Raw genomic sequence first — 11,334 nt, forward strand, 5'->3', positions numbered from 1 at the left:
ATTGTATCGTTGTTGGGGCGGGATTAGCGGGATTAATCGCCGCGCGTAATCTCCAGAGGCAAGGTCATCAAGTTCTGGTGATCGAAGCGCGAAATCGTTACGGTGGTAGAATGTCTGGTCAATATCTCCCCTCCGGACAGTGGATCGATCGAGGTGGTCAGTGGGTGGGCCCAACCCAAGAGCGTTTTTTAGCCCTCCTTGATGAGTATAAAATACGTCGTTTTCCCTCTCCCAATCAGGGAAAAACCGTTCTAGTGTTCAACAACAAACGCTATGAATTCAACGGTTTTTTTCAAGGTTTCCACGAGGGAGAAGTACCCGATATCGGCGCGGCAGAATGGCAAGATGCGATGTCAGCATGGGCGCGTTTTCAAGAACTAGCCAAAACCCTACCTTCAGGTTATCCCCAAAGCAACGATCACACCAAAAAACTAGACAGTAAAACTTTTGCCCAGTGGATTGAAGAAAACACCAGCACAGATTTTGGTCAATGGTATTTTGCTTATATGGTGCGTGCAGTGGGTTTTCTCGGGCCGGCCGAACCCAACCAAGTCTCACTGCTGCACGTTCTTTGGGGACAAAATTGCGCCCCTCAGGCCGAACATCCAGAAGCCGAACTGATCCATGGCGGAGCGGGACAAATTCCCGACAAGATCGCGGCGGAATTAGGAGAGCGAATTCGACTGGGGGAACCAGTTGTTCGCCTTAATTATGACTCGGCCAGTGTCACCATAGAAACCACTCAGAACACTTTTACTGCCAAATTTGCCATCATTGCCATGCCGCCCCATCTTGCCAGCCGCATTATTTATCATCCCCCGCTGCCACCCCAGCGACAACAACTAACCCAACGAGTACCGATGGGATGCTGCGCTAAAGTCCTGATTTCCTATGAGCAACCCTTCTGGCGAAAACAGGGACTAGCGGGACTTGCCCAAGGGAATTGTCAATGGTTGGAACTCTGTGCTGATAGTTCCGATCCCGAAACCGGCGTCGGGGTAATGGCCACCTTTGTGGTTGGCGATCGCTATAACCGTTGGCGCTCCATGAGTAGTCCGGCGCGCCGTGCCGCCGTCCTCTCGGATTTAGCTATTTATTTCGGTCAAGAGGCTCTTTTCCCGATCAGTTACGATGAGGTGGATTGGCCCGGGGATACCTGGACTGGTGGCGCATATTCCGCCTTTATGCCCCCCGGAGTCTGGACAAGTTTCGGCGAGGCTCTTTTTACTCCCGTCGGACCGATTCACTGGGCTGGCACAGAAATGTCCGATCGCTGGCCAGGATTTTTTGAGGGGGCGATCCGCACCGGTGAGGCAGCGGCCGATCAAATCGCCTTCCTTTTGCGGGAAAAATGAGCATCTACAGGGCTACGCCACCTTTTAGGTCAAAAAAGTCATCATAGTCAATTTTCGGGGCTAATAGGGCAAAAAAATCCTAAATCATCACTATTTCGCCCTGGTAATGTTCGACGAAATATTGGACACGATGACGATATTCTTTAATTGTCCGATCGACCCATTCCCGCTGCTCACTGTTAGCATAGATATGTACTAAAGGTTCTCCGGCATCGGGTAAAATCAATACCCAGTCATCATTAAGGGGATTAATCACCTTGACTCCATCGACCAACTCTAGATTATCGGTAGCGTGAGTTTCCACCAGATAGCGCATCAAAGATCCCTTGACTTTCCAAGGACAACGCACCGCCGTATTCTTATTGTAAATGCGCGGTAACTCGGCCCGCACCTGAGCTAGAGAACGTTCCTGAATGGTTAACATCTCCAAAAGTTTCGCCACGCTGAACATGGCATCGAAACCGGGATGTAATTGCGGAAAAATAAAGCCAGTTTGCCCACATCCTCCTAAAACCACATTAGGATTGGTTTGACATCCTTCCATTAAAGCGCTAGGACTGGCTTTTGTCCGCACCACCCGGCCATCGTGACGACGCGCGATCTGTTCCACGGCACTAGAAGCATGAACCGGCACTACCACTGTACCGCGCGGATGGGCGGTCAGAATTGCATTCACCATTAGAGCAGTTAATTGTTCCCCGCGAATCGATAAACCACTCTCATCGACGAGGACTAATTGTTCCCCGTTGGCCGAAACTTGTACGCCTAAGTTCGCTTTCAGGGCCTCCACCACATGGCCCAATTGATGGATCAGTAACTCTCTTTCCTGCATGGAAAGGGCATTCTGACGTAAACTGGCATTGAGAACCACGGCATCACAGCCAAATTTGGCCAGTAATTCTGGTAAAATTGCCCCTGAGACTCCGTAGGCGTAATCAATGACGATTTTGGAGCTACTATTGCGAATGGCCTCCACATTTAGCTGAGTTTCAAAGGTTTTGCGGTAATTATCGAGAATATCAGCCGGATAGGACATACTGCCGATTTCCTGCATTCCCACCCGTCGCAGATCTTCTTTGAAATAGGCCCCTTCGATTTTCTTTTCCCTCGCTTTGGAAACATTAATTCCTTTTTCGTCTAAAAACTCGATTAAGAGAAAATCCGGGCGATCGGGATGAATACGAACGTGAATGCCACCGACTACGTTTAATTTAGCCACTAAAGTCCGCGAAATCGGTAAAGCATTCGCTTGTAGGTTTTGGATATTAACTCCCACGGACATTAAACCAGCAATCAGCGATCGACTGACCATGCGCGAGACACTACGTTGATCCCGGGAGACGATTACCGTTGACCCCGGTTTCAGGATGGAACCGTAGGATGCCCCCAGTTTAACGGCGAATTCGGGCGTGATATCGATGTTAGCGAGGCCCGATACTCCTCGTTGACCAAAGAGGTTTTTATGGGCAGTATTTCCCCAAATCAGGTTAATATTGAGGATGGCTCCCGATTCGATCTGTTTACTCGGCCAGACTCTTACTCCAGAGTTGATCTGCGCTTCTTCCCCGACGATCGATAATTGTCCGATCACCGCACCTTCGTGTACCTGGGCCCGTCGATCGATTCTGGTTCCCCTAGCGATCGTACAAGCGGCTAAATTGACCTCATCCCCGATCACCACACCATTCCAGAGGATGGGACGTTTCAGATCGGAACCAGCACCGATGGTGACATTATCGCCGATAACCGAACCCCTCTCGATCAGAACATTTGCACCAATACGGCAATGATTGCCGATCATGGCTGGTGCCTCGATCTGGGCGCTAGGATCGATATAGGTATTAGTGCCGACCCATACCCCGGGGGATTTTTCTCGATAGGGAAATTCCAGGTTAACTTTGCCGGATAAAGCATCGTATTGCGCTTCTCGGTAGGCCTCCAGATGACCGACATCGCACCAATAACCATCGGCCACATAACCATACATAGGTTCGCCCCTTTGCAGCAGCAGTGGAAACAAATCTTTAGAAAAGTCGGTTTCTTCTTTGTAGGGGAGATAATCGAGGACTTCTGGTTCGAGAATATAGGTTCCGGTGTTGACGGTATCGGAAAAAATCTCGCTGGTGGATGGTTTTTCGATAAAACGGCGAATTCTGCCTTCTTTGTCGGTAATCACTACCCCAAACTCGATCGGATTGGGAACGCGCGTCAGGACGAGGGTTGCTTTCGAGTTTTTGCTTTTATGGAATGCGATCGCTTTTTGCAGGTCAAAATCGGTGATACTATCGCCACTAATCACCAGAAAGGTATCATCTAACCATTCGGCAATATTTTTCACACATCCCGCGGTGCCTAGGGGTTGATCCTCCTCGACAGCGTAGGTGATTTTTACCCCAAAGTCGCTGCCGTCTTGAAAGTAGTCGCGCATGACATCGGGAAGATAGTGCAGGGTGGTGATAATTTCGGTAATGTCATGCTTTCGTAGTAAATTGATAATATGTTCGGCGATCGGACGGTTGATAATCGGAACCATCGGTTTGGGAAGATCACAAGTAAGCGGACGTAATCTTGTCCCCGAACCACCTGCCATTAGTACCGCTCGCATAACTTCCTCCCAAGGCTATCTTTTCGCCGTTTTTAAATATTTTTTTCAAATTCTGGCTTTAGTTTTCCTATCTCGATCGAGCTAGTTCCTAACCGGCATTCTAACACCGTCTCCTGGATTCAGGACAATATTTTCTTTTCCCAAGTCGGCAAAACCCAAGCTTAAAATGAGAGATGTGAATTGTCTAAATTCAAGGATGAGATGGCATGAGACTCGTTATTTTTATCTTAATAATTGTTTATGGTGTCGGTGGTTGGAAATTCTGGAATGGGTACAGAAGCACTAACTTTAGTTCCAGTTTACCCAATCGTTTAGCTCTAACACTGTTCTGGCCGCTTCTGTTGGCTGTTAATCCCGCCTACCGCAAGAATTTTAAAAAAGCCCTCAAGGGCAAATAAAATTAACATACTGCCAAGGTCACGGCCATAAAACAGAAAGTAGCTGGGTATCGAGGTGTTTTTTAGCCGATTAGTCGAGATTACCCCCCCAAAAAAAACCCCTAAATAGGGTTTGCGGCAAAAAGTTTTTCGTGGGGGTAGGGTGTGGGGTTTTACCCATTTTCAGGTGGTCAATTACCTAATTTTCAGGGAAAAAGTCCCGGAATTTTCCCCCCAATCACTCCAATGGTCGGCACTTTTTGAGGGAAAAAAAGTCTAAAAACCTTATCCAACAAGGTTTTTAGATTTATTCAGCCAACCATAACTAGGGTTTTGGTGTTAGTTGTGGGGGAGTTGATCTTTCCTATCTGCTAACACCTATTATCTTAGTCCTAAATGTTTGCTGCCTCCTAATTATCCCCGATAATCGAGGTCAATTTCTTTAGAACCACCGCGCTGTAATTGGCCTAATAATTCCCCTAACTGACTCCAAACCAAACCACCAATAAAGATAGTCATCGGGAGAGAGATAGCGTAGGCAACCCAACCATTGAGAATAAATATATCTAATCCCGAGGCCAGGAAAAGACAGATTCCTACACAAATACCAATAAAAGGAATTTGTAAGGCACTGGATTTTAAAAGATTTTGATCGTCTGAACCCTTGTTTTTATACCAATTGTTAACCACTTGCTTGAGACTAGCTTCAAAAGCGGCCCCGCAGGTAATACCGATAAATAAACCGGCAAAAACTAGAAAATAGGGCGGTTGGGGCAGAAAATAATAATCCATAGAAAAAGTGATTAACCGATGATGACCTTAAACACTTTAACGCGAACTGGTTTCTCCCGGAAGGACAGCGGCCACACCTTGGGCCGATAATTCCCGAAAAGCGCTCATGGCCACATCCAAGAGTCGCCGCGGTTGCAATTCTCCTTGAATTAAACCCCAGAGACGTTGCACTTCGGCAGTATGGAGACGGTCATCTTCCGTTAAAGCTAATAGCAATTGACGACGCAGATAACGACCTTCTTCCGAGAGAAGAAAAGTGATGCCTAATTGCGCGGTGGGCAGTAAATCGAAGTTACTTTCCGAGCGAGCCATTGTAATCATGTTTTCTAGGCGTTGCCACTGGAATTTACCGTCTTTGAACAGCACATCCAGTAAACGCCGCCGCAGTTGGGGCGATTCCCCGGTCAGGAGACGTTTAGCGACGTAGGGATAGGCCACTTGGACGATTTTGAAGTTAGGATCGAGGGTAAGGGCTACCCCTTCTTGAGTGACGAGGGAACGAATAATCAGGGCGAATTTGGCGGGAATCCGGAAGGGATATTGGTACATCAATTCGGAGAACTCATCGGTAATGGTGCGGAAATTGAAGTCACCGACCCTTTGACCGATGGCATTGCCTAAAACTCGTTCTAGGGCTGGAATAATGGGTTTTATATCCGTTTCTGGGGTTAAAAATCCCAGCTTGACAAAGTTGGCGGCCAGGTTTTCGTAGTCTTTGTTAATTAAATCGACGACGCAACTAGCGAGGGTTTCTTTAGTTTCCTCCTCTAACTGGTCCATCATGCCAAAATCGATATAGGCCATGCGACCATCAAAAGTGGCGAAAAGATTACCCGGGTGGGGATCAGCGTGGAAAAAGCCGTGTTCGAGGAGTTGCTGTAATCCAGAGGTTACGCCGATTTTAACGATATTATTGGGGTCTAATCCTAAAGCTTTGATGTTCTCGGTATCGGTGAGTTTATAGCCATCAATCCATTCCAGGGTGAGGACGCGGCGACCACTATAACGCCAGTAGATACTGGGAACTTTAACTTCGGGGTTATTTTGGAAGTTGGTGGCGAATTTTTCGGCGTTGCGACCTTCGTTTTGATAGTCGATTTCCTCAAAGAGTTTGGTGCCGAATTCATCGACAATCAGGGTGAGGTCGTGGCCGAGATTGAGGGGTAATAAACGACCGAATTTTTGGGCAGCCCAGCGCATTAGGTATAAATCGAGGCTTAAAAGCGCCCGCAGCCCCGGTCTTTGCACTTTAACGGCTACTTCTTCGCCGGTGGGTAGAATAGCTTTGTAAACCTGTCCTAAACTAGCGGCAGCCACAGGGGTGGGGGATATTTCTCGATAGGCTTTTTCTACGGACATTCCCAATTCTGTCTCGATAAGGGCAAAAGCGATGTCGTTATCGAAGGGGGGAAGTTGGTCTTGCAGTTTAACTAATTCGTCTAAAAAGTCTTTGCGAACGAGGTCGGGGCGGGTGGAGAGAGCTTGACCGACTTTGATGAAGGTCGGACCCAAACGGGTGAGAATTTGCCTAAGTTCGCTGGCACGCTGGTATTTATTGGCTTCTTCTTGCTTTGTCCATTTGTCCCAGAGGAGACTGAGGAGAAATAATCCTAAAGACCAAGTAATCACGAAAGCGCGACCGAACAATTGCCAAGGTTTGTAACGGTATTGTTGAGCGATCGCTTCTGCACTGTAAGGAGTGAACTGTGTTTCTTCTCGTTTCCGGTCAGTTTGACTGTCTTGATGCCGACTCACTAGCTAATCTCTATATATCTTACGCCACTTCATATTGTAGCTAAGTTCTTGACATCAGTATACAAAACTACACATTATTTAATAATTGTTATAATTCCCTGAGAAATCAATAAGTATTTATGGCTGGACTGCCGGGGAAATTCTCGGCTAGTGGATGTCCTCAAGTACCTGATGGATATTTTCAACAAGCTGTTCTATAAAGGTAACAGCATCATTAACCATATTTTCATCGATATTCCAGCGACTGCCAATGCCATAAATCGGGTCTATATCAGCTTCGTGGGCGATTTTGTTCCTTCGATCAACAATTATGCTAAGTTGGCTTTTAATATCTTTGGCTGGTTTATTTAGTTAGCCCGCCACTTCTTCCCACAATTTCTTGGCTGAAATTAATCTAATGGCCTCCGCTATCTTGTCCGGTTGTTGAAAGCTTTTATATCTGAGGTTTTCTCTAATTTCAGTCTCTAGCCAATAATTACTATTAAGTTTGTTGGTGAGGAGATTTTCAATCATTGGTAGTACCTCGGAAATTGAGCGAGATTCTTGACCAAAAAAAGAACCGTAGTTTTGTTGAATTTCGTTCTCTAACCAAGAGCCAATACTAATAGCTATCAATCGTTCTTGTCGTGCGCCATCCAAGGAGACTTGAAAACGAGAAAAGGCAGATTGAGAACTGTTAGGAGTGGGAGAAGGTTCTGAACGTTGGCCTCGATAAATTTCTAGCATTCCTAGAGTAACCACTTCGTGAATGTAATAATCTAAAGCGCTCACAGTCAGGACTAAAGCGGCTCTGAGGATATCCGATACATCTAGGGCGGAAGTAGTCTGAGATTTGAGGGAATTGTGGATAGCGATCAAGTCACGAACGCGGGCAATGCTAAGGCGAAATTGTTCAATTGCTAACTGCATAAATCTCGGAGGTAAGACCGATAACTTTGTCTGCTAAGTCAGAAAAAATATTTTTAAAGTCCTCTTGTTTTTCTTGGGCTTTACCTAACACTTTACCCTGCCACTTAGCTGATTTCAATTGTTCAGCAGTTAGCGCAAAAACAGGCATTTGATGCTCTTGAGATAAGGCAATAAGACTATTAAAATTAGGAATTTTTACTAGAGTACAGCAGTCTGGTACACCATTCTGATCGTAGATAAATTTCGGTAGCATCATGCCATTTTTTTCTAGGGCTGGAATCATTTTATTGCCGATATTTTCCTCGATTGTGTTAATCCAGTTTTCAAAGGCTTTTGTTTCTTTACCACGAATAATTCGATAGTTCTGAACAATAGTTCCCCAAAAATGTAGGTTAACTTCGGGGAAGGGATAGTTGGCGGTTTTGAGAATTGGTAAAGCACTAGCTGCCTTAGCCCATTGGTGCCACTTAGGCAAGATTTTAGTTAAAGAATCGATAGCCATAACCGAGAAAAAATCCGCTGTGGTTGGCACAATAAAAAAGTTGCTGGTCATCAGTATATTTTGATTGATTGACCCCAAACTGGGACTCATATCGATTAAAATATAGTCAGCTTGAAATCTTTCGGCAGTTTTGTCTAATAAATATGTAATCGCACCGGGGAGATTTTTTAAAGCCTGAATTGACCCGCTAAGTTCTTGAGCAATACCTAGGGTAACTTCATATTCAGCTAACCCCACATGACCGGGAAGTAAAAATAAGTCATCACGACCATCAATAGGAATACAGTCCACAGCTTCGATTAATCTCGGTTGAGATTCAAAAGCAGGTGCTAAAGCTGTTTTAATATTAGAGCAAGTATTGTAGATTGCTTGTAGTCTTTCCTCCCTATCTTCACTTTCATTAGTCAAAGCCATACCAGTTAAGTTACATTGGGGATCGGTATCGACAATAATTACTCTTTTACCCTTCTCAGCAAGCATCCAACCAAGATTAAAAGTGGTTGTAGTTTTGCTCACTCCACCTTTATGATTAAAAAAAGCTATTTTTTGCACCATGGCATTAATTATATTTGAAGATTGTTGCCCTTGGTCATTATTATAACATCAGTGGGGGTTAAGCAGATTTTGCCATGATTTCTAGGCTAGAATCAGAGTTTCGGATTACTCGTTTTAATGCCTAGCAATTAAGGAAAAATTGCGCCATGGTTTCCACCCTAAGACACCCAACCGGATATTTAAGCAATTTCATCGGGATTAATGCCCAATTCTCGCAGCTTTTGGGCTAATTTTTCCGCCCGTTGTTGTTCTCTTTCTTTGGCTAATCTTTCCTGTTCTTTGGCTAATCTTTCCCGTTCTTTGGCTAATCTTTCCTGTTGGGCCGACTCTTGAGGGGTGGGAACCAATTCACCCGATTCGGTGAAATAGCGCAATTTATTGGCAAAAATCCCTAAATATAATCCTAGTTGCTTACTCCATAAATAACCTTTTTCATTGGGGGTAATCGGTTGGTATTGTCCCTCGATTAAAGTAAATCCTTGCCATTCTAAGGTATTAGGATCAAACCAAAAATATTCAGGAGTCCGGAAAGTATGCTGATATAGTTCCTTTTTGGCTTTTCTGTCCACATTAGCGGTGGAATCGGAGAGAATTTCGATGATTAGATTGGGATATTTACCCCCTTCTCCCCAGACAACCCAACTTTTCCTGGGACGTTTCTCTGTATCTAAAACCACGAAAAAATCTGGTCCACAAAAATCTCGCTGTTTCAGTTGTCTTTCGTTATAATAAATAGTCAAATTGCCCGAGGCATAGTAATCGTTTCTATCTTGCCAGAGCCAATCAAGACAAGATAATAATAAAATAATTTGTTGTAAATGCAGATCACTTTCCAAGGGTGGTTCATCACTCCATAAATCGGTGGGAGGACAGACAATATCGGTAGCAATATCTAGGGTTGTCATCGTTTATAAACCCATTGAGTCAATTTGGGGTGATTCTAGCCACAAGCCACAATCAATACAATTATATTATAAGTCCGATCGTTTTGCTTGTATATAGGGTGTTAGGAGTCGGTTGGGGAAGTCAGAATATCATGACCTCAATCCCCTTGGTTGAAGGACTTATAAAAACCAGAAAAAAGCAATTAAAATAACAGTGAGAGTTGCGGCAAAAATGAGAGCGTATTCAATTTTTTTATTGATAATACCAATAACCATGACTAGGCTAATTGCCAGAAGAAACACACCGATATAGACTAGATCTTGAGTACCTGAATTAACTAAATTATTATTTAAAGTCGGTGTGGGTGTGGGAGTTTGTAGAATTGTTGATGAGAGACTAATCGTGGAGGTAATGAACATAAGTAAGTAGTTATAATTAAATTGAAGATAGATTTTGCCTCTGATCCCCCCTGCCCCCCTTAATAAGGGGGGTGCCGATAGGTGGGGGGATCTGACAACTTTTAACACCTACCTACTTAAATATTTATGACTACCATAGAACTAATTTTATACAGTAAACCGGACTGTCATCTTTGCGAAGGGTTGCTAGAAAAACTAGAAAAAATCCGTCAACCGGAGTGGCAGTTAGAAATTAGGGACATTACCAGTCGAGAGGATTGGTTTAACGCTTATCAGTACGAAATCCCCGTTCTCTGTCAAAAACTAGCCACGGGGGAAAAAATCCTCCCTCGTCTTTCCCCCCGGGCAAATGCCGAACAATTGGCCCGTCTTTTAGCCAATAATTTAACCTAGGGGCTAATTACCCGGACTAGGACTAAGGACAGGACTAGGAGAGGGAGAAGACTGGGGGACCGGTTGCGGTTTGGCTGCGGGTTGAGTTTGATACCATTTAAAGTGTTGGTAGGCCGTGCGCGATATTTGTTGAATCAGAGTCCTAGCGTTACTATCATTGTGGGGACGTTTCACCATCACTGCTCCTAGATAGCGTTTCCCGTTGGGCATATCAATAATCCCCGCATCCGCTAACATTGAGCCAATATCACCGGTTTTATGGGCAATATCGGCGGATTTCTCGATACCTTGGGGCAGCAGGGTGCGAGTGCGCGTTTCCTGCATAATATTTAATAGACGATCGCGGGAACGCAAACTGAGTAATTCCCCTTGATTAACTTTTCCTAAGATTGTCACCAAATCTCTCGGACTTGTGGTATTGGTTCCTTCCAAGTCTGGTAAAGGGTTATTAATTACCGTACTGGTCAAACCCCAAGCTTGAAAACGCTGATTAAGAGCCTTTTTGCCGCCCATGCGCTTGATTAACATATTAGTAGCGGTATTATCGCTAATTACGTTCATTTTAGTGGCGGTTTCTAGGGCAGTATAGGTTTTATTCACTCCTAGATACTGCATATCCCCGGACCCACTGGCCAGGACATCCTTAGTGGCCACAAGGGTTTCATCGAGACGAATTTTCCCTGCGTCCACATCCTCAAAAAAGGCCACCAGAATGGGGATTTTAATCGTACTAGCGGCGGCAAAAATAGTATCTCCGCGAAAATTAGAGTAAGCACCGTTATCGAGG

The 11,334-nt window shown here is 44.9% G+C and carries 11 protein-coding genes and 1 pseudogene; 3 read left to right on the plus strand and 9 right to left on the minus strand.

What is annotated here, in order from left to right:
- On the plus strand, positions 1-1,355 hold a 1,355-nt coding region (locus IQ242_RS07360; RefSeq protein WP_228020866.1), incomplete at its 5' end, for a flavin monoamine oxidase family protein.
- Between the two features lie 79 nt (positions 1,356-1,434).
- On the opposite strand, the gene IQ242_RS07365 is transcribed toward IQ242_RS07360, so the two are convergent.
- Positions 1,435-3,960: a mannose-1-phosphate guanyltransferase gene (locus IQ242_RS07365; protein WP_193959521.1), complete on the minus strand. Its 2,526-nt coding sequence runs from the start codon at positions 3,958-3,960 to the stop codon at positions 1,435-1,437.
- A gap of 206 nt (positions 3,961-4,166) precedes the next feature.
- On the opposite strand from IQ242_RS07365, the gene IQ242_RS07370 reads away from it, so the two are divergent.
- Positions 4,167-4,358, plus strand: coding sequence for a hypothetical protein (locus tag IQ242_RS07370; protein ID WP_043996345.1), 192 nt, complete (start codon positions 4,167-4,169; stop codon positions 4,356-4,358).
- A 393-nt stretch (positions 4,359-4,751) separates the two neighbouring features.
- Here the strand turns inward: IQ242_RS07370 and IQ242_RS07375 are convergent, their stop codons facing one another.
- The 7 genes and pseudogenes from IQ242_RS07375 to IQ242_RS07400 all read right to left on the minus strand — a co-directional run bounded on the left by IQ242_RS07375 (position 4,752) and on the right by IQ242_RS07400 (position 10,154).
- Positions 4,752-5,129, minus strand: coding sequence for a hypothetical protein (locus tag IQ242_RS07375; RefSeq protein ID WP_052277861.1), 378 nt, complete (start codon positions 5,127-5,129; stop codon positions 4,752-4,754).
- A gap of 36 nt (positions 5,130-5,165) precedes the next feature.
- A complete protein-coding gene (locus IQ242_RS07380) occupies positions 5,166-6,884 on the minus strand; it encodes an AarF/ABC1/UbiB kinase family protein (RefSeq protein ID WP_193959522.1) in 1,719 nt (572 codons plus the stop codon).
- Positions 6,885-7,031: 147 nt separating this feature from the next.
- Positions 7,032-7,217: pseudogene (locus tag IQ242_RS25950) on the minus strand (HEPN domain-containing protein); the annotation flags it as partial.
- An 18-nt stretch (positions 7,218-7,235) separates the two neighbouring features.
- Positions 7,236-7,793, minus strand: coding sequence for a hypothetical protein (locus IQ242_RS07385; protein WP_228020867.1), 558 nt, complete (start codon positions 7,791-7,793; stop codon positions 7,236-7,238).
- Positions 7,777-8,850 carry a ParA family protein gene (locus IQ242_RS07390; RefSeq protein ID WP_193959523.1) on the minus strand — a complete coding sequence of 358 codons (1,074 nt, stop codon included), beginning with the start codon at positions 8,848-8,850 and terminating at the stop codon, positions 7,777-7,779. Before IQ242_RS07390 ends, IQ242_RS07385 begins: the two co-directional genes overlap by 17 nt.
- Before the next feature lie 179 nt (positions 8,851-9,029).
- Positions 9,030-9,755, minus strand: a complete 726-nt coding sequence (locus tag IQ242_RS07395) for a Uma2 family endonuclease (protein ID WP_123230506.1) — start codon at positions 9,753-9,755, stop codon at positions 9,030-9,032.
- A 159-nt stretch (positions 9,756-9,914) separates the two neighbouring features.
- Positions 9,915-10,154 carry a hypothetical protein gene (locus tag IQ242_RS07400; protein WP_193959524.1) on the minus strand — a complete coding sequence of 80 codons (240 nt, stop codon included), beginning with the start codon at positions 10,152-10,154 and terminating at the stop codon, positions 9,915-9,917.
- Positions 10,155-10,280: 126 nt separating this feature from the next.
- On the opposite strand from IQ242_RS07400, the gene IQ242_RS07405 reads away from it, so the two are divergent.
- Positions 10,281-10,547, plus strand: coding sequence for a glutaredoxin family protein (locus IQ242_RS07405; RefSeq protein WP_002750529.1), 267 nt, complete (start codon positions 10,281-10,283; stop codon positions 10,545-10,547).
- Between the two features lie 3 nt (positions 10,548-10,550).
- On the opposite strand, the gene IQ242_RS07410 is transcribed toward IQ242_RS07405, so the two are convergent.
- A partial coding sequence (locus IQ242_RS07410; protein ID WP_193959525.1) for a serine hydrolase occupies positions 10,551-11,334 on the minus strand: 784 nt, incomplete at its 5' end.

It is taken from the genome of Microcystis sp. LEGE 08355, assembly GCF_015207185.1.
GTDB lineage: Bacteria > Cyanobacteriota > Cyanobacteriia > Cyanobacteriales > Microcystaceae > Microcystis > Microcystis panniformis.